We start from the raw sequence: 21,130 nt of genomic DNA, 5'->3' as shown, positions 1-21,130 counted from the left end.
GCTACTGCGCGGGGCGGATGACGACCAAAAGGTCGCCGGCGTCGACCTGCTGCGTCGGGCTGATCGCGATGCGCTCGACGACGCCGTCGACGGGCGCGGTGATCGCCGCCTCCATCTTCATCGCCTCGATGGATGCCACCGGCTGACCGGCGCGGACGCTGTCGCCGACGGACGCCTTCACGGTCACCACGCCGGAGAACGGCGCGGCCACCTGTCCCGGCTTCGTGGTGTCTGCGCGCTCCGCCTGCTTGACGTCGACCTTGATGCTGCGGTCCCGGACGAAGACGGGGCGGAGCTGTCCGTTGAGGGTGGTCATCACCGTACGGATGCCCTTGGCATCGGCCTCGCCGATGGCCTCGAGTCCGACATAGAGCTGCACACCCGGGTCGATCTCGGCGACGTGCTCCTCACCGGGCGTGAGCCCGTACAGGTAGTCCGGCGTGCCGAGGGCCGTGAGGTCTCCGTAGGTCGCGCGGTTCTTCTCGAACTCCCGCGCGGGGCCGGGGAAGAGCAGACGGTTGAGCGTGCGTCGTCGCGCCAGGCTGTCGCCGGCGAGCCCCGCCTTCTCGTCCTCGGTCAACGGCGGAACCTCGATCGAGACCGATCGCCCTGCGAGGACCTTCGAGCGGAAGGGCTCCGGCCATCCGCCGGGGAGGTCGCCCAGCTCCCCCGCCATGAATCCCACGACCGAGTCGGGGATGTCGTAGTTCTGCGGGTTCTGCTCGAAGTCGGCCGGATCGGCGCGCACGGCCACGAGCGCGAGGGCGAGGTCGCCCACGACCTTCGACGAGGGGGTCACCTTCGGGATGCGACCGAGGAGCCGGTCGGCGGCCGCGTACATGTCTTCGATCAGCTCGAAGTCGTCGGCCAGACCGAGTGCGATGGCCTGCTGCCGGAGGTTCGACAGCTGACCGCCCGGGATCTCGTGGTGGTACACGCGACCCGTCGGCGACGGCAGACCCGACTCGAAGGGCCGGTACAGCTGCCGCACCGCCTCCCAGTAGGGCTCGAGGTCGCAGACCGCCTGCAGGTCCAGGCCGGTGTCGCGCTCGGTGTGGGCGAGAGAGGCGACCAATGCCGAGAGCGACGGCTGGCTCGTGGTGCCCGACATCGGCGCCGCCGCCGCGTCCACGGCATCCACTCCCGCCGCACTGGCGGCCAGCAGGGTCGCCAGCTGACCACCCGCGGTGTCGTGCGTGTGCAGGTGGACCGGCAGATCGAACCGCTCGCGGAGCGCCGCGACGAGCTTCGCCGCCGCCGCCGGACGCAGCAGGCCCGCCATGTCCTTGATCGCGAGGACGTGCGCGCCGGCGTCCACGATCTGCTCCGCGAGGCGCAGGTAGTAGTCGAGGGTGTAGAGGCGCTCGGCGGGATCCAGCAGGTCGGAGGTGTAGCAGAGCCCGACCTCGGCCACGGCCGTCCCCGTCGCCCGGACGGCGTCGATCGCGGGACGCATCTGCGACACGTCGTTGAGCGCATCGAAGATGCGGAAGATGTCGACGCCGGTCGCAGCGGCCTCGCTCACGAAGGCGTCGGTCACCTCGACCGGACGCGGCGTGTAGCCGACCGTGTTGCGCCCTCGGAGAAGCATCTGGATGGGGATGTTGGGCATCGCCGTGCGCAACGCGGCCAGCCGCTCCCAGGGGTCCTCCGCGAGGAAGCGCAGCGCGACATCGTACGTGGCCCCACCCCACGCCTCGACCGACAGCAGCCCGGGCGTCATGCGCGCGACGTGCGGGCCGACGCGAACCAGGTCGCGGGTGCGCACGCGGGTCGCCAGCAGTGACTGGTGCGCGTCGCGGAAAGTGGTCTCTGTGACCGCGAGCGCCGTCTGCTCGCGAAGGGCGCGGGCGAATCCCTCGGGTCCGAGGGCGCGCAGCCGCTCCAGCGTTCCCGACGGCGGAGCCGACGTCAGGTCGATCGCGGGCAGCTTGCTCCCCGGTGAGACGGACAGCGGCTTTTCGCCGTACGGCCGGTTGACGGTGACGTCGGCGAGCCAGTTGAGCAGCTTCGTGGCGCGGTCGCGCGAGGGGTTGCTGGTGAGCAGCTGCGGGCGCTCGTCGATGAAGGAGGTGCTCACGTCGCCCGCAACGAACGCCTCGTCGTCGAGCACGGCGCGCAGGAACGGGATGTTGGTCGCCACCCCGCGGATGCGGAACTCGGCGAGGGCGCGCCGGGCGCGCGTGACCGCGGCCGGGAAGTCGCGGCCGCGACAGGTGAGCTTGGCGAGCATCGAGTCGAAGTGCGGGCTGATCTGCGACCCCGCCGCGGTGGTGCCGCCGTCGAGTCGGATGCCGGCGCCGCCCGGCGAGCGGTAGGTCGTGATGCGGCCGGTGTCGGGCCGGAACCCCTGGGACGGATCCTCGGTCGTGATGCGGCACTGCAGCGCCGCGCCGCGCAGCTGGATCTGATCCTGTCGCAGCCCCAGTTCAGCGAGGGACTGTCCCGAGGCGATGCGCATCTGCGACTGGACGAGGTCGACGTCGGTGACCTCCTCCGTGACGGTGTGCTCGACCTGGATGCGCGGGTTCATCTCGATGAAGACGACCTCGCCCGCCCGCGGGCCCGCGGTCTCGAGCAGGAACTCGACCGTGCCGGCGTTCTCGTAGCCGATCGAGCGCGCGAAGGCCACAGCGTACGCGTGCAGCGCGTCGCGGACGGCCGGATCGAGGTTCGGCGCGGGCGCGATCTCGATGACCTTCTGGTGGCGCCGCTGCACCGAGCAGTCGCGTTCGAAGAGGTGGACCGTCTCCCCCGTCTTGTCGGCGAGGATCTGCACTTCGACGTGGCGCGGGCGCCGCACCGCCTGCTCGAGGAACACCCTGGGGTCTCCGAACGCGCTCGCGGCCTCGCGCATGGCCTCGGCGAGGGCCGGCGCCAGCTCTTCGCGCTGCTCGACCCGGCGCATGCCGCGCCCTCCGCCACCCGCCACGGCCTTGACGAAGATGGGGAACCCGATCTCGTCGGCTTGGGCGACCAGCGAGTCGACATCGTCGGATGCCTCGGTGGAGCGCAGCACGGGAACCCCGGCGGCCACCGCATGGTGCTTGGCCGTGACCTTGTTGCCCGCCATCTCGAGCACCGAGGCCGGCGGTCCGATGAAGACGATGCCGTTCGCGGCGGCCTTCTCTGCGAGCTCGGGATTCTCGGAGAGGAACCCGTACCCGGGGTAGATGGCATCCGCGCCGGACTCCTTCGCGACGCGGATGATCTCGTCGACGTCGAGGTACGCCCTGACCGGATGCCCCTTCTCACCGATCTCGTAGGACTCGTCCGCCTTCTGCCGATGCAGCGACCCGCGGTCTTCGAAGGGGAAGACCGCGACGGTGCGCGCGCCGAGCTCGTACGCGGCCCGGAAGGCTCGAATGGCGATTTCACCGCGGTTCGCGACGAGGATCTTGCGGAACATTCGACCTCCGGTGGCTACGAAGCGGGCGGGCCTGAGTGTGCTCTCAGCCTAGGGGACGGTAACGTGGTGCCTTGTGCACGTGCTTTCCGTCAGCTCGCTCAAGGGTGGCGTCGGCAAGACGACCGTGACTCTCGGACTCGCGTCGGCGGCTTTCGCCCGCGGAGTCCGCACGCTCGTCGTCGACCTCGACCCCCAGTCCGACGTTTCGACGGGCATGGACATCCAGGTCGCCGGCCGCCTGAATGTCGCCGATGTCCTCGCGAATCCGCGAGAGAAGACGGTCCGACAGGCGATCACCTCGAGCGGCTGGGCGAAGGTGCACCCGGGCACGATCGATGTGATGATCGGCAGCCCGTCGGCCATCAACTTCGACGGCCCGCACCCGAGCGTGCGCGATGTGTGGAAGCTCGAGGAGGCGCTCGCGACGATCGAGGCCGACTACGACCTCGTGCTGATCGACTGCGCCCCGTCGCTGAACGCCCTGACCCGCACCGCCTGGGCGGCGAGCGACCGCGTGATCGTCGTCACCGAGCCCGGACTCTTCTCCGTCGCGGCGGCCGACCGCGCACTGCGCGCGATCGAGGAGATCCGCCGAGGGCTTTCGCCCCGGCTGCAGCCGCTCGGTATCGTCGTGAACCGGGTCCGGCCGCAGTCGATCGAGCACCAGTTCCGCATCAAAGAGCTGCGCGACATGTTCGGACCGCTCGTGCTCGCCCCGCAGCTGCCGGAGCGCACGTCGCTGCAGCAGGCGCAGGGCGCAGCGAAGCCGCTGCACATCTGGCCGGGCGATTCGGCGCAGGAACTGGCCGCCGATTTCGACTCGCTGCTCGACCGCGTCATGCGCACCGGTCGCATCCCCGTGCCCGGAGAAGCCCGCGCCTGACGAAGGACGTCCGGCGAGTCCCGCCGCAGCGGCCATCGGGCGTACGAACCAGCCGCGGTCGTGGACCGCGAGGCTGTCAGCGCGAGCTCAGGCCGAGCGCGCGGCCCGGCGGAGAGCGAGCTCATCCATCGGGTCGGGAGCCTGCGCGTCGAATTCGACCAGCTCGGACTCGACCTCGCGCAGGACCTTGCCCACGGCGATCCCGAACACGCCCTGCCCACGACTGACGAGGTCGATGACCTCGTCGTTCGACGTGCACAGGTAGACGGATGCGCCATCGCTCATGAGGGTCGTGCCGGCGAGGTCGCGGATTCCCGCGGCGCGGAGCTGGTCGACGGCAGTGCGGATCTGCTGGAGCGAGATCCCGGTGTCGAGCAGGCGCTTGACGAGCTTCAGGACCAGGATGTCGCGGAAGCCGTAGAGGCGCTGGGAGCCCGATCCGCTCGCGCCTCGCACGGTCGGCTCGACGAGCTCGGTGCGCGCCCAGTAGTCGAGCTGACGGTAGGTGATGCCGGCGGCGCGTGCAGCCACCGCACCGCGGTAGCCGACCTCGTCGTCCATGGCCGGAAGACCGTCGGTGAAAAGGAGATCAGAGACGAAGGCCTCGCCTTCGGCCGCTTCTCGAGCCTTCATGCTCGTCCCCCTCACGAATCGGATAGTTCCACGCTAGATGAGCCGGTGACCTCCGGCAACGACATCGGCCGTTCGCGATCGGCGTGTCGCGCGATCCGGCCGACGCGGCCCTCAGGACAGCAGCCGGTCGAGCGCTCCTCGGACGAAGATCGCCCGCACTTCGTCCAGCCGCTTCGCCAGTTCGGGCGCGAGCTCGCCGGCGCGTCCACGCGAGGCCGCATCGGTGCGGCGCAGCAGCGGGGTGAGCGCCTGCTCGACGAGCGCGACGTCCCTCTCGGCGTTCTGCCGCAGCGCCCGGACGTGCCGCGGTTCGATGCCATGCCGATCGAGGGCGACGAGCGCGCGGAGAAGCGCCACCGACTGCTCGGTGTACGCGTCAGAGCCGGCGATGACGCCCGTGCTGATGGCGTCGTTGAGGAGCTGCGGGGCGGCGCCCGCGGCGGCGAGGAGCTCGTCGCGGCGGTAGCGGCGCGGGGCGGGCACGATCGACGGCGGCGGGACCGCCGTCGGCGTGGCCGGCGCGCGACCGGCGTCGACGTCTTCGAGGTACTCGCGGATGACGACGAGGGGGAGGTAATGGTCTCGCTGCAGCGTCAGCGCCAGGCGCAGCCGCTCGAGGTCGGCGGGCGAGAACTTGCGATAGCCGGACTCGGTCCGCAGCGGAGTGACGATCCCCTGCACCTCGAGGAACCGCAGCTTGCTCGAGGTGAGGGACGGGAACTCCGGAGAGAGCCGCGCGAGGACCTGACCGATGCTCAGAAGACCCGCGGACGACGAGCGCTCGCGGGGGGATGCAGCCGGCATCAGCCGTCCGCGGTCTGAGCGAGGTCTGCGGGCGAGACGAAGAAGTTCAGCCGGAACTTGCCGACCCGCACCTCGGCGCCGTTGCGCAGCGTGGCCCGGTCGACACGTTCGCCGTTGACGTACGTGCCGTTCAACGAGCGCTGGTCGACCAGTTCGAACGACGAGCCGGAACGCGTGATCTCGGCGTGGCGGCGGGACACCGTCACGTCGTCGAAGAAGATGTCGGCCTCGGGGTGGCGGCCCACGGTGGTCACCTCGGTGTCGAGGAGGTAGCGGGCGCCCGCGGTCGGACCGGAGCGCACGAGGAGAAGAGCGGCTCCGTGCGGCAGAGCGTCGATCGCCTCGAGCTCCGCCTCGGCGAGTTCGCTGCCGAACGGCACGAAGGACAGATCGGAGTCGTGCCCGAACGTCTGCGTCGTGTCGGCACCGCGGTCGGAATCACCGTGATAGGACCCTCCGCCGGACGCCCGTCGGATGTCGCCCTCATCGGGTCGGCGATGTTCCTCCACGGTGGTCCTCCTCTTCGTGCAAGCCTATCCGATCGCCCGTCGGACGAAAGGGCCCGATCCGGGCGCACCGGCGCGCGTCGCAATGTTTCGCCCCGTGTCGCCGGACGTGCTCGGGTGCCGCGTCCGACCTAACGTGGGTGAAGAACGAACCTATGAGAAGGAGCCCCACCGTGTCGAGTCAGCACAGCCACATCCCGCCCCTCGAGGTGCGTGAGCGTGCGGCGTGCATGTGCGACACGGGCGACACCTGCTCGTCGTTCGCTCCCGGTCACGCGCTCCACCTGATCCAGTCGCGGCTGGCCTCGGCCACCCCCGCGGAATGGGCGGACGCGATCGTCGAGCACGCCGATCCGCGGTCGGGCGTGATCCTGGTCCGAGCGCTGGGCGACGACGCGCGCATCGCCCTGTGGAACGGTGCGGGCGCGGCCGCACAGCTCTCGGCAGGCCTTCCGGTCGCACTGCACCAGCGCTACCACGTGCTCGCCGTGGGCCGCGAGCGCTTCAACGTCCTCCGCCCCTGAGGGCTCCCGTCAGGCCGTCTTCATCATCATGTCCTTGACGGCCATGCACGCGTCCATACAGGCCTGGCACGACTGAGCGCACATCTTGCAGACCTCGCTGTGGTCGGCGTGCTCCATGCACTCGTCCATGCAGGTCTGGCACATGGCGATGCAGGCGTCGAGCATCGCCATGAGCGACGCCGGCGTCATGCCCTGCATGCGCATCATGGCGCGCATCATCGTGTTGCACATGTCGGCGCAGTTCATGCACGCCGGAGCGCACGACATCATCTGGGTGGAACACACCGTGCATGCCTGCTCGCAGGCCGAGCAGGCGTCCATACACGCCTGCAGGACGGACATGTCCATCGTGCTCATCCCGGGCATCGACATCATGTCCTTCGACATGGCGTCCATCATCATGGAGTCCATCGCCCACCTCGCTCTCTCCTCGACGGCGGGCAGGGTCGCCCGCCTGGCGCCATGGTAGACCTGGCGGCCTTCGGATCGAAGGGGTCGATAGGCTCGATCGAGTGATGTCACACACATTTCACATGCCCCTCGCCCGCCGTGCCGGAGCGCTGGCCGCAGCGCTCGCCGCCGCCTTCGTCCTCGCCCTGCTTCCCGCCGCGTCGGCCGAGGCGCACGACGAGTTCCTGGGATCGACCCCGGCCCCGGACTCGACGGTCGACGCCGTCCCGGACGATCTGACGCTGACGTTCAGCGGCGCCATCGCGACCGACCCGGGCGCCTCCGAGGTGGCTGTGACGGATGCCTCGGGAGCGTCGCTGATCGACGGCTCCCCCACGGCGCAGGACAATGTGCTGACGCAGCCGCTGCGGGGCGAGGCATCCGGAATCGTGACGGTGCTATGGAAGGTGGTTTCGAGCGACGGGCACCCGATCTCGGGCCAGTTCTCCTTCACGGTGACCGCCGCCTCGCCTTCGCCGACGGCGTCACCGACCGCGACGGCCACCCCCGAGCCGACGCCCACGCCCTCCGCGTCCGCGACGACCACCGCGACCCCCGTACCCGCCGGAGACGCCACGGTGGCCGAGGCGTGGCCCTGGATCCTCGCGGGGCTGCTGGTGGCGGCCGTCGGCGGGGCCGTCCTCTACCTCCTGGCCTCGCGCGCCCGCCGCGAGAAGGAGCTCGCTGAGAACCGCGTGCGGGCGCCGGGCACGGCTCCCGGCACCGGTTCCGAGCCCCCCGCCGAGCACTAGGCTGGAAGCATGCCTCACTACGACGTCGTCATCCTCGGCGCGGGCCCCGGCGGGTACGTCGCGGCCGTCCGCAGCGCTCAGCTCGGCCTCTCCGTCGCGATCATCGAAGAGAAGTACTGGGGCGGTGTCTGCCTCAACGTGGGCTGCATCCCCTCCAAGGCGCTTCTCAAGAACGCCGACCTCGCGCACCAGTTCCACCACAAGGCCGAGCTCTTCGGCATCTCGGGGGACGTGCACTTCGACTTCGGCGTCGCCTGGGACCGCAGCCGCAAGGTGGCCGACACCCACGTCAAGGGCATCCACTACCTGATGAAGAAGAACAAGGTCACCGAGTACGAGGGCCGCGGGTCGTTCACCGGCCCGAACGCCATCACGGTGACCAAGACCGACGGCGGCACCGAAGAGGTCACCTTCGACAACGCGATCATCGCGACCGGCTCGAAGGTGCGGCTGCTTCCGGGCGTGACGCTCGGCGGAAACGTGGTGACGTACGAGGAGCAGATCCTCGCGCGCGACCTCCCGTCGTCGATCGTGATCGTCGGCGCCGGCGCCATCGGCATGGAGTTCGCCTTCGTCATGTCGAACTACGGCGTCAAGGTGACGATCATCGAGTTCCTCGACCGCGCGCTGCCGAACGAGGACGCCGACGTCTCGAAAGAGATCGCGAAGCAGTACAAGGGCTACGGCGTCGACATCCTCACATCGACGAAGGTCGAGACCGTCACCGACCACGGCGACCGCGTCACCGTCACCTACACCGCGAAGGACGGCACGGCCGGCTCCATCGACGCCGACAAGGTCATGATGTCGATCGGCTTCGCCGCGAACGTCGAGGGCTTCGGCCTCGAGACGACCGGCGTGAAGCTGACCGACCGCGGCGCCATCGACATCGACGATCACATGCGCACCAACGTGCCGCACATCTACGCCATCGGCGATGTCACCGCCAAGCTGCAGCTCGCCCACGTGGCGGAGGCGCAGGGGGTCGTCGCCGCCGAGACGATCGGCAAGGCCGAGACGATGACGCTCGGCGACTACCGAATGATGCCCCGCGCGACGTTCTGCTCGCCGCAGGTCGCCTCGTTCGGTCTGACCGAGCAGCAGGCGCGCGACGCCGGCTACGACGTCAAGGTCGCGAAATTCCCGTTCTCCGCGAACGGCAAGGCGAACGGTCTCGGCGAGGCGGTCGGGTTCGTCAAGCTCATCGCCGACGGCGAGCACCTCGAGCTGCTCGGCGGGCACATGGTCGGCCCCGACGTGTCCGAGCTGCTGCCCGAACTCACGCTCGCGCAGAAGTGGGATCTGACGGCGCTCGAAGCGGCCCGCAACGTGCACACCCACCCCACGCTGTCCGAGGCCGTGCAAGAGGCGTTCCACGGCCTGGCCGGCCACATGATCAACCTCTGACGACCCCGTCGACGTCGAAACCCCCGCGGCCGCAACGGCGCGGGGGTTTCGCCGTCAGGGCCGGATGACCAGGAGCGAGCTCGTCGCGGTGGCGAGAGGAGTGCCCGAGGCATCCTCGATCACTCCCTCCGCGAAGATCACGCGGGAGCCGCCCTTCACCACGCGGCCACGCGCGCGAAGCAGGCCGCTCGTCGCGAGGATCGGCCGCAGGTACGACACCGAGAGGTCGATCGACGTGTAGCCCACCCCCGCGGGAAGCGTGGTGTGGGCGGCGCAGCCGACGACCGTATCGAGAAGCGTGCACGCGACGCCGCCGTGGACGACGCCCAGCACGTTGTAGTGGAACTCGCGCGGCTCGCACTCGAACACCGCCTCGCCGGGCTCGGCTGCCACCATCGTGAAGTCCAGCAGGCGCGCGATCGGCGGGGGCGGGAACTCGCCGGCGATGAGCGCCCGCAGATAGCTGAGCCCATCGAGCTCCCGGGAGGCGGCGAGCGGCGGCCCCGGGTCGGCCCACTCGAACGTCCGGGTGCGCGAGGTGCTGTCAGTCATGACCTCACCCTAGAACCGTCGGCTCGGCGGGCGGGGCGCTCTCAGTGTCCGAGCGCGCGGGCGAGCTTCGAATCGGATGCCGCGGCCCGGCCTCCGGCCGCGTGGACCACGCGCGCGACGGCGTCGAAGAACTCGGACCGCCACGCCGGGTCGGCGGGCGCGGCCGATGCGAGCTCGATCTCCCACTCCCGCCACTCCCGAAGGGTGCCCTCGCGCTCATCGGTCGTCGCGACGTGGTCGTCGGCCAGCTCGGCGAGGACTCCGCCGGCGGCGTCGAGGAGCAGATACGGCACGCGCCGATTGCGGATGCGCGCCAGCGGTGCGAGGAGCTCGTCGCCGATGATCGGCCCCAGCTCGGCCAGAGCGGCCGCCGGGACCGCGTCCGCCTCGCCCAGGGGCCAATGGAGCTCGACGCGACCACCGTCCGCGCCACGCGGCCCCTTGATGTGCCACCCGGCATCGGGGCCACCGGTTCGCCGGCGCAGGGCGTAACCGTTCTGCGCCAGCGTCCGATCGGTCGTGTCGAGGTAGAGCGCGTCCAGCGACCGCTCTTCGGCGGCGGTCACCCCCGCGACGCCGGGCAGCGGCGACAGGTCGGGGAGCGGCGTGCCCTCGTCGACGTCGAACTTCAGCTCGACCTCGACGGAGCGGGACGGGGCGCCGTCGGCGCCGGATTCAGCGGAGCTCACTCGCGGGGCTGGCGTTCGGGTCGATGGTGTCTTGCGACTCGAGGAACCAGAATTCGGCCTCGGTCGGGCCGTCGCCCTCCCCGTTTTCTCGAGGTCGCCCTTGCGCTCGTACACCACCTGCGTCTCGCTGTACGGGACGATCAGTCGGTCGAGCTGCGGGTCTTCGAGCGGAAGGAGCTGCCCGTCGAGCGGGCCTCCGTGCAGTCGTGCGATGGCCATGCCTCCACAGTAGACCCGCCCTCCCCCATGGCACCGGGCTTGCGCGACACGGGTTCACGTCCTAACGGCCGACACCGGGTGGCTCCCGGCCATTATGCAAGCGTTTCCATTCGATGCCCCTAGAATCATCGCGTGAAGGCCATCCGAACGTTCACGGTCCGTCCTGTCCTCGCCGAGTCCCTGGCCCCGCTCGACCGGCTCGCCGCCAACTGGCGATGGTCGTGGAGCCGCGCGACCCACGCGCTGTTCGCCTCGATGGATCCCGAGCTGTGGGAGACGATCGGCGCGAACCCCGCACGCATGCTCGGCGCTCTCGGGCAGGATCGCCTCGACGAGCTCGCACGGGACGATGGCTTCGTCCACCGGGTGCGCGAAGAGGACGAGCGCCTCACGGCCTACCTCGAGGGCGACCGGTGGTTCCAGCAGCTCGAAGGCGACAAGCCGGTCCACATCGCCTACTTCTCGCCCGAGTTCGGCGTCGACGGGTCGCTGCCGCAGTACTCCGGCGGCCTCGGCATCCTCGCGGGCGACCACCTCAAGAGCGCCTCCGACCTCGGCGTTCCTCTCACGGGCGTCGGCCTCTTCTACCGCGCCGGCTACTTCCGCCAGTCCATCGGCGACGACGGCTGGCAGCAGGAGAGCTATCCGCTGCTGGATCCGTACGGCCTGGGCCTGACGCTGCTGCGCGACGAGGACGGCGCGCCGGTGGAGATCGCACTCGACCTCACGGGGGGCCGGGTGCTGCACGCGCGGGTGTGGATCGCCGACATCGGGCGCGTCCCGCTCCTGCTCCTCGACTCGGAGACGCCCTCGAACTCGGAGGAACTGCGCCGGGTCACCGACCGGCTGTACGGCGGCGGGGGCGAGCACCGGCTCCTCCAGGAGCTGCTCCTCGGCGTCGGCGGCGTCCGCGCGATCCGCCGCTGGTCCGAGCTCACCGGGCGCCCCACCCCCGACGTGTACCACACGAACGAAGGCCACGCGGGGTTCCAAGGCCTCGAGCGCATGTCGGAGCTGATCACCCAGGACGGTCTCGACTTCGACGCCGCACTCACCCAGGTGCGTGCCGGGACGGTGTTCACCACCCACACGCCCGTGCCCGCCGGCATCGACCGGTTCCCCCGGGAGCTGATCGCCGATTACCTCGCCAGCGGCCTCTTCGAAGGACTGGACGCCGCCCGGGCGATCGCGCTCGGACTCGAGACCTGGAGCGGCGGCGATCAGGGCGTGTTCAACATGGCCGTCCTCGGCCTGCACCTCGGTCAGCACGCCAACGGCGTCTCGCTCCTGCACGGCGAAGTGAGCCGCGGCATGTTCGGCATGCTGTGGCCGGGGATCGACACCGACGAGGTGCCGATCACCTCGATCACCAACGGCGTCCACGCCCCGACCTGGGTCCACCCCGCGCTGAAGTCTCTCAGTGAGCGCGTGTGGGGAGACGCCCACACCGACACGCACGACTGGAACGACCGCGAGGCCGTCAGCGACGCGGAGCTGTGGGGCGTGCGCCAGCAGATGAAGGGCGAGCTGGTCGCCGAGGCGCGGCGCCGGGTCGCGGCATCCCTCGCCAACGGCACGACGGTGACGCCCGCCTGGGTCGACGACCTTCTCGATCCCGACGTGCTCACGATCGGCTTCGCCCGACGCGTGCCCACGTACAAGCGCCTCACCCTCATGCTGCGCGATCCCGAGCGCCTGACGAAGCTGCTGACCGACCCGGAGCGGCCGGTGCAGATCGTCATCGGCGGCAAGTCGCACCCGGCGGACGACTCGGGGAAGATCCTCATCCAGCAGCTCGTGCGCTTCAGCCGCGATCCCAAGGTGCGCGGCCGGATCGTCTTCCTCCCCGACTACGACATCAGCCTCGCGAAGGACCTCTACCCGGGCTGCGACGTGTGGCTCAACAACCCGCTGCGCCCGCTCGAGGCCTGCGGTACGAGCGGGATGAAGGCGGCCCTCAACGGCGCGCTGAACCTGTCGATCCTCGACGGCTGGTGGGACGAGTGGTACGACGGGCGAAACGGGTGGGCCATCCCCACCGCCGACACCGCCTCGTCCGACGAGGAGCGTGACGACGCCGAGGCATCGGCGCTCTACGACCTCATCGAGCACCAGCTGGTGCCGCGCTTCTACGAGCGGGAGGGCGGGATCCCCCTGGCGTGGCTGTCGATGGTGCGGCACACGATGACCGACCTCGGTCGCAAGGCGACGAGCGACCGCATGGTGCGCGATTACGTCCAGCGCCTCTACGTTCCGGCCGCCGCCCACGACGTCGCGCTCCGGGCGGACGACTTCTCCGAAGCCCGCGAGCTCGCCGCCTTCGTCGGCCGGGTGCGGGACGCGTGGCCGCGCATCTCGATCGCCGGCGTCGACTCGTCGGGGATCCCGTCCCAGGCGCAGGCGGGCGACACGCTGCACGTGAGTGCCGCGGTGCGCCTGGACGGACTGTCGGCCGAGGACGTGGCGGTCGAGCTGGCGTACGGCCGCACCGACGAGGACGACGCGCTGGCCGGCGACCACTCGGTGTACCGCCTCTCGCCGAACGGGCCGGCGGTCGACGGCGTGACCACGTTCACCGGCACCCTGCCGCTGACGGTGACAGGCACGTTCGGGTACACCGTGCGGATCGTCCCGGCGCATCCGCAGCTGGTGTCGCCGGTCGAGCTCGGCCTCGTCACCTACGCGTCCTGAACCGCCCCCCGCCGCTGAGATCGCTCATCGGTTCTCTCTTCTCCGACCGTCCCCCGCGAGCACGAAGTCGGCCCGCGGCGACAGGGTGCCGTTGGCCTGGACGGTCACGAAGTGCGCGCCCGGATAGTACGCCCTCGTGGTGATGGGGCGGAAGGAGTGGGTCTTCCTCACGACGACGCTCTCACCGGGAGCCAGGCGACGTGAGGCGAGCTTGAAGGTCTTGGGCCTCACCGATCCGTCAGCGCGCTGGAAGCCGATCGAGTAGTCGATCGCCACGGCGGCCTCCTCGTCTCCGTCGTTCGTGACCACCGCGGAGAAGGACACCGCGCCGCCCGAAGGAACGCGGTCGTGCGACAGTTCAGGGCGGTCGACGCGAAGGCTGTCGCCGGTGAACCCGAGCAGGGCGAGCGCCGCAGGGTCGGCCTTCTTGATCAGCGTGCGAAGTCCGTGCCGGAGCAGCCGCGGTGTGCTCGTGTCCGGCTCGTTGTGCCAGGCCTGCGCGATCTCGGTGGCGATGGACGGGTCGACACGACTCAGATCGTTGAGGTGGTTCGCCACCGAGCGGCGTACATATTCCTCCGGGTCGCGATAGATCGAGTCGACGATTCCCCGCGTCGCATCCGGGTGGGCGATGAGCCAGGGCACGCGCTTCGCCCAGGGCAGATAGGCACGCGACCCCTCGGAGGCGAGGCGCCGCACGTGCTGGTCCGGATGCCCCGTCCAGCCGCGCATGATGTCGACGGCGCGCTGCGGCCTCGCGTTGAGCATGTCTCGCACGGCGAACTCGCTGCTGAGGGCGATGGTCAGCTGCGACAGCAGCTCCATGCCGGCGTCGAAGTCAGCGGTCGACCCGCTCTCGAGAGCCCTTACCGAGACGAACTCCGTGGTCGGCCAGATCATCCAGCCCGAGAACCCGGGCTGGTCGAGCACGTCGCGAACGGTGCTCGCGGCAACGGGGAACCCGTCGGGCACGTCGGCGAGCAGGGCGTCGCGCACGATGTCCACTCGGTCTCGCAGTCGGTTGCCGGCAACGGCGCGCCCCGCCGCCGCGAGGGCCGCGAACTCCAGCTGCGGGGCGACAGCCTTCAGCGCCTTCCGAAGCCTCGTCACGACGGCGGGGTCGATGAGCTCGTCCATGGTTCCCATGCCGACCTCCTGATTCGTGTCCCTCAGGACACTATCACCATTACTGTCGCCGAGGACACTATAATCCCGTCATGAACGACAGCACGAAGAGCCCGGCCCGTCGAGCCCTTCAGGGGAGCGACTTCCCCTATCGGTCGGCACTGCTCGCGAATCTCAGTGCCCTCATCCTGCTGTGGGACTCCCCGGCTCTGCAGGGCGAGATCCTGGCCAAGAGCGGTGAGAGCATCGACCAGCAATCCCACGCGACGCTCCGGCATCTGCTCGCCTGGGGCCCGATGCGGCCCACCGCGCTGGCGGAGGTGCTCGACACGGGCGCGTCGCACGTCAGCAAGATCGTGCGGCGGCTCGAGGGCGACGGACTCGTCGAGCGCACCACCGACCCGACCGACGGTCGCGCCACACTCATCCGCCTCACGGACGAGGGCGAAGAGGCGGCCCGGGGCGTCTACGCGCTGGGCGACCGGATGATCGCCGAGGTACTGCAGGATTGGTCGCCGGCGGATGTGGGCCGGTACACCGCGCTCACCGAGCGGTTCGTGAAAGACGCCATCGACTCGGCCACTCGGATGCTCGAACGGGGCCTGCTACCACCCCAGCGCTGACCGATCCCCGCGACGTCAGGAGGAATCTCTGGCGCTTCTCATGCGGCGGGCGCCGACGGCGACCACGATGAGGGCCAGCACGGAGGCGACGAGCGGGACGACCCAGCCTGCCTGATAGGCGGTCAGCTCCTGCTCGCGTGAGGCATCCGCCGGCAGGTGTCCGCGGTAGACCGCGGTCGTGATCGCCAGCATCACCGCTACTCCGAATTGCGCGGCAGTCTGCAGAACTCCTCCGGCGACGCCTTGCTCGTCTTCGGGCAGGCCGCTCGTGGCTCCGATGGCGCCCGTGCTGAAGATCAGCGTGAACGCGACGCCGACCAATGCGAAGGCCGGGAAGTACGCGATCCAGTACATCGAATCGAGGGAGACGAAGCGCAGGAGCACGTACGCCACCACCGTGAGCAGCAGGCCGAAGGCCATCACCCCGATCAACGTGAACCTCTTGATCAGCCGGGCCATCAAGGGTGCCACGAGCAACCCGAGCACCCCGGCGGGCCAGAACGCCGCCGCGGTGACCACGGGCGACCACTGGAGGGTGTCCTGGAAGTGAATGGTCAGCAGGAACTGCGTCGCGTTCCACGACCCCACCAAGACCAGGACTCCGAGAGTCGCCCTGATTCTCGGCCACGACGTCAACACATGCGCGGGGAGGAGCGGGTATGGCCGCCGACGTTCGACAGCCACGAAGACCCCGAGGACGATCACGCTCAGCAGGAGCGGTCCCCATGTCGCCACATTGCTCCACCCTTGATCCGAACCGAGAGTCAAGCCGAAGACGATCCCCATCATGGCGAGCGTGATGAGCACCGCACCCGGCGCATCCAGCCGCCGGCCTCGCTGCTCGCTGCGCGGGTGAGCGGGGATCACCAGGAGGCCCGCGACGAAAAGGACTGCTCCGACGATCGCAGGCCCGAAGAACACCGCGCGCCAATCCCACTCGGTCAGCAGCCCGCCGAAGATGAGCCCGAACGTGAAGCCTGCCGACCCGGTCGCGGTGTAGAAGGACATGGCCCGAGTTCGCGCCGGGCCTTCGCGGAACGATGTGGCGACGAGCGACAGCGCCGCCGGCGCGGTGAACGCAGCCGCGATGCCCTTGAGGAACCGAGTCGCGATCAACACCTCCCCGTTCCACGCGAAGCCGCCCCACACCGACATGAGAACGAATCCAGCCAGCGCGATCAGGAACACGCGCCGTCGGCCGAGAAGGTCGGCGGCGCGACCCCCGAAGAGCAGGAAGCCTCCGTAGCCGAGCACGTATCCCGCGATGACCCACGGAAGCGTGGTGGTCATGCCCAGCTCTGCCCCGACCCTCGGAATCGCGACCGCGAGCATCGACACATCGAGGGCGTCGAGGAAGAGAGCTCCGCAGAGCACCGCGAGGAGCGCCAACGCCCGGCCGCGGAGGTGCGTGTACGGCGGCGCCGACACGGTGAGGGTGTCTGTCATGGCACGTCCTTCGGTGTGGGGATGAGTTACCGGTTCCGGTAACTACCGTCCTGCAGGACACTATCACAGCTATTGTCCTGTAGGACACTATCGAGATCTTCGCGCTGGCCTATCGTGGACCCGTGAAGCCGTTCGTCCTCCTCGCCACCCGCGCCGAAGACGTACCCGCGGATGAGGAGTACGCGCTCTTCCTTCGCGGCACGGGACTCGACGAGCGCGACCTCGTGCGCATCCGTCTCGAAGATTCCCCCATTCCTCCGCTGGACCTCGACCGGCTGTCGGGCATCTTCGTCGGGGGTGGGCCTTTCAACGCGTCGGACCCGCCCGAGCGCAAGTCGGCGGTGCAGCGCCGCGTCGAGGCGGAGTTCCAGACCCTCCTCGACGAAGTGGTCGCCCGCGACTTCCCCTTCCTGGGCGCCTGCTACGGCATCGGAACCCTCGGCGTCCATCAGGGTGCGAAGATCGACCGCCGGTATGCCGAGCCGATCAGCGTCGTTCCCGTGACGCTGACCGCGGAGGGGGCATCCGATCCCCTGCTCGCGGGCCTGCCGAACGAGTTCACGGCTTTCGTGGGGCACAAAGAAGCGATCTCGACGCTGCCCGCGTCAGCGACCCTGCTCGCCTCGTCGCCCGACTGCCCCGTGCAGATGTTCCGGGTCGGGCGGAACGTCTACGCCACCCAGTTCCACCCCGAACTGGATCTCGCGGGCATCACCACCCGCATCCACGCCTATGCCGGCTACGGCTACTTCGAGACCGACGAACTCGACCTGACGCTCGCCGCCGTGCGCCGGACCCCGGTGTCGCATCCTTCTCGCATGCTGAGGACGTTCGTGGAGCGCTACGGCGACTGAGCGGAGACGATACGGGAGACGGATGCCTCCGCCACCGCATCCGCGACGTGCAGCGCCTCGAGCCCGAGGTCGACCAGCACCACGTCTCCGCACAGCTCCGGTCCCCGCCCTCGCACGATCCCGGCCTTGACGGCGCCGAACGTGACGGTCGTGCCGGCGGGGAGCACCGGATCGACGGCGGTGCCGGAGCCGGGGTCGAGCCCGCTCGGAAGATCGACCGCAATCACGGCGAGCGAACCGTTCTGGACCCGGGGAAGGAGCGCGGCCACCGCGTCGCGGGCATCCCCTCGCAGTCCCGACCCGGCAGACGCGCCGATGCCCAGGATGCCGTCGAGGACGACGTCATAGGCCGTGGGCTTGCTCGTCACATCGCGGAGACTCGCGGCCCGGCAGCCGGCCGACAGCGCCTCGGCCAGCGCCGCCTCGTGCACGCGCCGACCGACGGGCAGCACCTCGACGTCCGCAGCCGATGACAGCTCGGCGGCGGCATAGAGGGCGTCGCCTCCGTTGTCTCCGCTGCCGGCCAGTACGAGCAGAGCGGGCCTGGCCGAACGCGCGACGCGGTCGCGCGTGATCGCGGCGAGCGCCGATGCCGCCCGGCGCATGAGCGGCACGCCCGCATCGAGGAGCGGCCGCTCGGCCGCCCTCACCTGATCGGCGGTGTAGGCGGGCACGGCGATCATGACGACGTGTCCGCCTTCGCCCTGCTCTTGCGCGCCTCGGCTGCGGCCTTGTGCGCGAGGTGCAGCTCGGCGGTCGCGACGCGGACGGCGTCTTCGGCCCGCTGCACGCGCCGCGCCTCGAACGTGGGCGCGCCGTACTTCTCGCGCACCCGGTCGGCGTCCTCGGCGACCCCCACGATGATCCACGTGGACGCGAGGAGAATCACCTGCGCCGACAGGTTGAACCACAGCAGCAGGGCGATGAGGGCGGCGAAGGACGCCAGCAGCGGGTTGCCCGCGGCGCCGCGGACGAACAGGCCCGACAGCTGCTGCAGCACGGTCAAGCCGACCGCTCCGAGGAGGGAGCCGGCGATCAGCGTCCGCGGCCGCGCCCGCACACCGCTCAGCGTGACGAAGGCCAGCGCGATCAGGGCGGCGTCGAGGACGAAGACGATGAGGATCGAGAAGCCGAAGGTCGCGGCATCCGCCACCGCATCCGCACCGATTCCGAGCCAGTCCTGGGCCGCCTCGATGAACGACGTGCCGATGAAGGTGGCGCCGGCGGCGAGCACGAAGCCTCCCCCGATCGCGATGGCGAGCAGCAGATTGCGGAGGATCACCCAGACCCAGAACACGTCGTCGTGGATCTCGTCGGCCAGCGTGCGCAGCGCTGCCCGCAACGAGCCGATCGCGCCGATCGCCGCGCCGACCAGACCGATGAGGGAGAGCACGCCCGCGACCGTGAGCCCCGCCGGCGCCTGGATCGAGGACACGTCCACGAGCCCGTCCTCGCCGACGAGCCCCGGCACCGCCGCGTCGACGGCGTCGATGAGCGCCTGCCATGCGGCCGGATTGCCGCTGAGCCACAGCGCGGCGAACGAGAAGCCGAGCAGAACACCCGCGAACGCTGAGAAGAGCGCGCGGTAGGTGACGCTGTCGGACAGCATCGGCCCACGGCGCTCCGAATAGTGCAGCCACACCCGTACCGGGCGCAGCGACAGCGCCCACGCCGTCGCCTTCTCGATCGGCGAGCGCGACGCCGGGGCCGTCTTGTCGGTCATGTCGCCAGGCTATCGGCGGTGCACCCGCCCGCTCCGAGGGTTGACGGGCGTTCCGCCGAGGGCCAGACACCAATATCATGGCGAGCGGGGCGTCATGACGACGAAATGATGGGGAAAGGACGCGCGTGAAGGGGCTGGCGCAGACATTGGTGACCACCGGCGTCGTCGACGCCGATGACATCTCCGTCGTGCTCGCCGACGCCGCTGACGACGCCGAACTGCGCCAGCGCCTGGTGGCCGCCCAGCTGGCCACCGAGACCCAGATCGCCGAGGCCATCGCCGCACACACCGGCTACCGTTTCGTCGACCTCGGGGCGGTCACCCTCGACCCCGCGGTGATCGCCGCCGTCTCGCCGAATCTCTGCCGCCGGTACCATCTGATCCCCATCTCGCGGGGGCGTCGGCAGCTCACGGTGGGGATGATCGACCCGACCGACCTCATCGCGCTCGACGACGTCGCGACGGCGACCGACCTCAACATCGTTCCCGTGGTGGTCGCCGCCGATGCCCTCACCGCGGCATTCGGTCGCTTCCTGCGCTCCGACGAGGAGCTCAGCGACCTGTCCGAGCAGATCGGCGAGATCGCCGCGGCTGACGGCGCGGGAACCACGGAGACGCTCGAGGAGCAGGTCGACGACGCCCCCATCGTCCGGTTCGTGAACCTCCTCATCACGCAGGCCATCAACGACCGTGCCAGCGACATCCACATCGAGCCGGGCGAGCGTCAGCTCACCGTGCGGTACCGCATCGACGGGGTGCTGCACGAGATGCAGAAGGCCGACCGCTCGATCCAGGACGGCGTGATCTCGCGTCTGAAGATCATGGCGTCGATCGACATCGCCGAGCGGCGTCGCCCGCAGGACGGCCGGCTCTCGGTGCTGCACGACGGGCGTCAGGTCGACCTGCGTCTCGCGACGCTCCCGACGGTGTGGGGCGAGAAGATCGTCATGCGCATCCTCGACAACTCCGGCACGGCGCTGGAGATGTCGGACCTGCTCTTCTCCGCGATCAACGAGCAGCGCTTCCGGACGGCCATCACGCGCCCCCACGGCATGGTCCTCGTCACCGGCCCTACGGGATCGGGCAAGTCGACCACGCTGTACACGGCGCTGCACACGGTGGCGAACTCGCGCATCAACGTCATCACGGTCGAGGACCCGGTCGAGTATCGGATCGCCGGCATCAACCAGGTGCAGGTGAACCAGCGCGCGGGCATGACGTTCCAGGCCGCGCTGCGCTCGATCCTCCGCTCCGACCCCGACGTGGTGCTCGTCGGCGAGATCCGCGATCAGGAGACCGCGACGATCTCGATCGAGGCGGCGCTGACCGGACACCTCGTGCTGTCCACCCTGCACACCAACGACGCACCGAGCGCCCTCACGCGTCTCATCGAGATCGGCTGTGAGCCCTACCTGGTCGGCACCGCGCTGTCGGCCGTGGTGGCGCAGCGCCTCGCCCGCCGCCTGTGCCTGAAGTGCCGCGAGCCGCACGTCGAGAGCCGTGAGACGCTCGAGGCCGTCGGATTCCCGCATGACCCCAGCGACCTGCCCCAGCTCTACCGCGCGGTCGGCTGCGGCGCGTGCTCGGGCACGGGCTTCCGCGGACGGGTCGCGCTGCACGAGGTGATGACCCTCAGCGAGAGTCTCGAGCAGCTGGCCGTCTCGCGGGCGACCGGCACCGAGATGCGTCAGCGTGCCCTCGAGGAGGGCATGGTGTCGCTGCGCGACGACGGCTTCTCGAAGGTCGCGCAGGGCATCACGACGATCGACGAGGTGCTTCGCGTCGCGGTGTGATCGCGCGGTCGCCATCGAGCTGCCGACCGCCGTCGCGGCTGAGCGGG

20 protein-coding genes are annotated in these 21,130 nt (G+C 69.9%); 9 read left to right on the top strand and 11 right to left on the bottom strand.

The features are described from left to right. Nucleotide 1 precedes the first annotated feature (1 nt). Nucleotides 2-3,409 carry a pyruvate carboxylase gene (locus ACFUTX_RS05465; RefSeq protein WP_378861248.1) on the bottom strand — a complete coding sequence of 1,136 codons (3,408 nt, stop codon included), beginning with the start codon at nt 3,407-3,409 and terminating at the stop codon, nt 2-4. Between the two features lie 73 nt (nt 3,410-3,482). Here ACFUTX_RS05465 and ACFUTX_RS05460 point away from each other — a divergent pair, with 73 nt between their 5' ends. Next, a complete protein-coding gene (locus tag ACFUTX_RS05460) occupies nt 3,483-4,292 on the top strand; it encodes a ParA family protein (RefSeq protein ID WP_378861246.1) in 810 nt (269 codons plus the stop codon). A gap of 87 nt (nt 4,293-4,379) precedes the next feature. Here ACFUTX_RS05460 and ACFUTX_RS05455 read toward each other — a convergent pair whose 3' ends face one another. From ACFUTX_RS05455 to ACFUTX_RS05445, 3 genes are all read right to left on the bottom strand, one after another. After that, nucleotides 4,380-4,925: a MerR family transcriptional regulator gene (locus ACFUTX_RS05455; protein ID WP_378861243.1), complete on the bottom strand. Its 546-nt coding sequence runs from the start codon at nt 4,923-4,925 to the stop codon at nt 4,380-4,382. 111 nt (nt 4,926-5,036) lie between these two features. Beyond that, nucleotides 5,037-5,729 (bottom strand): MerR family transcriptional regulator, encoded by a 693-nt coding sequence (locus ACFUTX_RS05450; protein WP_378861241.1) that lies wholly within the window; start codon nt 5,727-5,729, stop codon nt 5,037-5,039. Next, the gene (locus tag ACFUTX_RS05445) at nt 5,729-6,238 is read right to left on the bottom strand and encodes an FHA domain-containing protein (protein ID WP_378861239.1); all 510 of its coding nucleotides are present in this window, start codon (nt 6,236-6,238) and stop codon (nt 5,729-5,731) included. The genes ACFUTX_RS05450 and ACFUTX_RS05445 overlap by 1 nt, the downstream gene beginning before the upstream one ends. Before the next feature lie 170 nt (nt 6,239-6,408). Here ACFUTX_RS05445 and ACFUTX_RS05440 point away from each other — a divergent pair, with 170 nt between their 5' ends. After that, nucleotides 6,409-6,759 (top strand): hypothetical protein, encoded by a 351-nt coding sequence (locus ACFUTX_RS05440; protein ID WP_378861237.1) that lies wholly within the window; start codon nt 6,409-6,411, stop codon nt 6,757-6,759. 9 nt (nt 6,760-6,768) lie between these two features. On the opposite strand, the gene ACFUTX_RS05435 is transcribed toward ACFUTX_RS05440, so the two are convergent. Beyond that, nucleotides 6,769-6,966, bottom strand: a complete 198-nt coding sequence (locus ACFUTX_RS05435; RefSeq protein ID WP_378861235.1) for a hypothetical protein — start codon at nt 6,964-6,966, stop codon at nt 6,769-6,771. On the opposite strand from ACFUTX_RS05435, the gene ACFUTX_RS05430 reads away from it, so the two are divergent. The 3 genes from ACFUTX_RS05430 to lpdA all read left to right on the top strand — a co-directional run bounded on the left by ACFUTX_RS05430 (nt 6,965) and on the right by lpdA (nt 9,368). Next, entirely contained in the window at nt 6,965-7,228 is a 264-nt protein-coding gene (locus tag ACFUTX_RS05430; protein ID WP_378861233.1) for a hypothetical protein, read from the top strand. The genes ACFUTX_RS05435 and ACFUTX_RS05430 overlap by 2 nt on opposite strands. A 64-nt stretch (nt 7,229-7,292) precedes the next feature. Further along, nucleotides 7,293-7,961, top strand: a complete 669-nt coding sequence (locus ACFUTX_RS05425) for a copper resistance protein CopC (RefSeq protein ID WP_378861231.1) — start codon at nt 7,293-7,295, stop codon at nt 7,959-7,961. Nucleotides 7,962-7,970: 9 nt separating this feature from the next. Next, nucleotides 7,971-9,368 carry a dihydrolipoyl dehydrogenase gene (lpdA, locus tag ACFUTX_RS05420; protein WP_378861229.1) on the top strand — a complete coding sequence of 466 codons (1,398 nt, stop codon included), beginning with the start codon at nt 7,971-7,973 and terminating at the stop codon, nt 9,366-9,368. A 54-nt stretch (nt 9,369-9,422) separates the two neighbouring features. On the opposite strand, the gene ACFUTX_RS05415 is transcribed toward lpdA, so the two are convergent. Both ACFUTX_RS05415 and ACFUTX_RS05410 read right to left on the bottom strand, forming a co-directional pair. Next, nucleotides 9,423-9,920 (bottom strand): PaaI family thioesterase, encoded by a 498-nt coding sequence (locus ACFUTX_RS05415; RefSeq protein WP_378861227.1) that lies wholly within the window; start codon nt 9,918-9,920, stop codon nt 9,423-9,425. A gap of 41 nt (nt 9,921-9,961) precedes the next feature. Further along, entirely contained in the window at nt 9,962-10,828 is an 867-nt protein-coding gene (locus ACFUTX_RS05410; protein ID WP_378861225.1) for a CYTH domain-containing protein, read from the bottom strand. A 132-nt stretch (nt 10,829-10,960) separates the two neighbouring features. Here ACFUTX_RS05410 and glgP point away from each other — a divergent pair, with 132 nt between their 5' ends. Continuing rightward, nucleotides 10,961-13,519, top strand: coding sequence for an alpha-glucan family phosphorylase (gene glgP, locus ACFUTX_RS05405; protein WP_378861223.1), 2,559 nt, complete (start codon nt 10,961-10,963; stop codon nt 13,517-13,519). 24 nt (nt 13,520-13,543) lie between these two features. On the opposite strand, the gene ACFUTX_RS05400 is transcribed toward glgP, so the two are convergent. After that, a complete protein-coding gene (locus ACFUTX_RS05400; protein ID WP_378861221.1) occupies nt 13,544-14,665 on the bottom strand; it encodes a hypothetical protein in 1,122 nt (373 codons plus the stop codon). A gap of 71 nt (nt 14,666-14,736) precedes the next feature. Between ACFUTX_RS05400 and ACFUTX_RS05395 the strand changes: the two genes are divergently transcribed. Then, complete coding sequence (locus tag ACFUTX_RS05395; protein ID WP_378861219.1) at nt 14,737-15,267, top strand: MarR family winged helix-turn-helix transcriptional regulator; 531 nt, start codon at nt 14,737-14,739, stop codon at nt 15,265-15,267. 15 nt (nt 15,268-15,282) lie between these two features. Here the strand turns inward: ACFUTX_RS05395 and ACFUTX_RS05390 are convergent, their stop codons facing one another. Beyond that, entirely contained in the window at nt 15,283-16,713 is a 1,431-nt protein-coding gene (locus ACFUTX_RS05390; protein ID WP_378861217.1) for an MFS transporter, read from the bottom strand. A 122-nt stretch (nt 16,714-16,835) separates the two neighbouring features. Between ACFUTX_RS05390 and ACFUTX_RS05385 the strand changes: the two genes are divergently transcribed. Continuing rightward, nucleotides 16,836-17,567 (top strand): glutamine amidotransferase, encoded by a 732-nt coding sequence (locus tag ACFUTX_RS05385; protein WP_378861215.1) that lies wholly within the window; start codon nt 16,836-16,838, stop codon nt 17,565-17,567. Here the strand turns inward: ACFUTX_RS05385 and ACFUTX_RS05380 are convergent. Both ACFUTX_RS05380 and ACFUTX_RS05375 read right to left on the bottom strand, forming a co-directional pair. After that, on the bottom strand, nt 17,555-18,250 hold the full coding sequence (locus ACFUTX_RS05380) for an NAD(P)H-hydrate epimerase (RefSeq protein WP_378861213.1): 696 nt from the start codon (nt 18,248-18,250) through the stop codon (nt 17,555-17,557). The genes ACFUTX_RS05385 and ACFUTX_RS05380 overlap by 13 nt on opposite strands. Next, nucleotides 18,247-19,290 carry a YihY/virulence factor BrkB family protein gene (locus ACFUTX_RS05375; protein ID WP_378861211.1) on the bottom strand — a complete coding sequence of 348 codons (1,044 nt, stop codon included), beginning with the start codon at nt 19,288-19,290 and terminating at the stop codon, nt 18,247-18,249. Before ACFUTX_RS05375 ends, ACFUTX_RS05380 begins: the two co-directional genes overlap by 4 nt. A gap of 125 nt (nt 19,291-19,415) precedes the next feature. Between ACFUTX_RS05375 and ACFUTX_RS05370 the strand changes: the two genes are divergently transcribed. Then, nucleotides 19,416-21,083: a GspE/PulE family protein gene (locus ACFUTX_RS05370; RefSeq protein WP_378861210.1), complete on the top strand. Its 1,668-nt coding sequence runs from the start codon at nt 19,416-19,418 to the stop codon at nt 21,081-21,083. Nucleotides 21,084-21,130 lie beyond the last annotated feature (47 nt).

This window comes from Microbacterium sp. NPDC057407, from assembly GCF_042803895.1.
Taxonomy (GTDB): Bacteria; Actinomycetota; Actinomycetes; order Actinomycetales; family Microbacteriaceae; genus Microbacterium.
This window is presented reverse-complemented; position numbering and strand designations above follow the sequence as displayed.

Excerpts from the sequence above, each read along its gene's own strand:
- ACFUTX_RS05465 (WP_378861248.1), bottom strand. The coding sequence starts at position 3,409 with ATGTTCCGCAAGATCCTCGTCGCGAACCGCGGTGAAATCGCCATTCGA.
- ACFUTX_RS05455 (WP_378861243.1), bottom strand. The coding sequence starts at position 4,925 with ATGAAGGCTCGAGAAGCGGCCGAAGGCGAGGCCTTCGTCTCTGATCTC.
- ACFUTX_RS05450 (WP_378861241.1), bottom strand. The coding sequence starts at position 5,729 with ATGCCGGCTGCATCCCCCCGCGAGCGCTCGTCGTCCGCGGGTCTTCTG.
- ACFUTX_RS05430 (WP_378861233.1), top strand. The coding sequence starts at position 6,965 with ATGGCGCGCATCATCGTGTTGCACATGTCGGCGCAGTTCATGCACGCC.
- ACFUTX_RS05435 (WP_378861235.1), bottom strand. The coding sequence starts at position 6,966 with ATGATGCGCATGCAGGGCATGACGCCGGCGTCGCTCATGGCGATGCTC.
- ACFUTX_RS05425 (WP_378861231.1), top strand. The coding sequence starts at position 7,293 with ATGCCCCTCGCCCGCCGTGCCGGAGCGCTGGCCGCAGCGCTCGCCGCC.
- lpdA (WP_378861229.1), top strand. The coding sequence starts at position 7,971 with ATGCCTCACTACGACGTCGTCATCCTCGGCGCGGGCCCCGGCGGGTAC.
- ACFUTX_RS05415 (WP_378861227.1), bottom strand. The coding sequence starts at position 9,920 with ATGACTGACAGCACCTCGCGCACCCGGACGTTCGAGTGGGCCGACCCG.
- ACFUTX_RS05410 (WP_378861225.1), bottom strand. The coding sequence starts at position 10,828 with ATGGCCATCGCACGACTGCACGGAGGCCCGCTCGACGGGCAGCTCCTT.
- ACFUTX_RS05400 (WP_378861221.1), bottom strand. The coding sequence starts at position 14,665 with ATGGGAACCATGGACGAGCTCATCGACCCCGCCGTCGTGACGAGGCTT.
- ACFUTX_RS05395 (WP_378861219.1), top strand. The coding sequence starts at position 14,737 with ATGAACGACAGCACGAAGAGCCCGGCCCGTCGAGCCCTTCAGGGGAGC.
- ACFUTX_RS05390 (WP_378861217.1), bottom strand. The coding sequence starts at position 16,713 with ATGACAGACACCCTCACCGTGTCGGCGCCGCCGTACACGCACCTCCGC.
- ACFUTX_RS05380 (WP_378861213.1), bottom strand. The coding sequence starts at position 18,250 with ATGATCGCCGTGCCCGCCTACACCGCCGATCAGGTGAGGGCGGCCGAG.
- ACFUTX_RS05375 (WP_378861211.1), bottom strand. The coding sequence starts at position 19,290 with ATGACCGACAAGACGGCCCCGGCGTCGCGCTCGCCGATCGAGAAGGCG.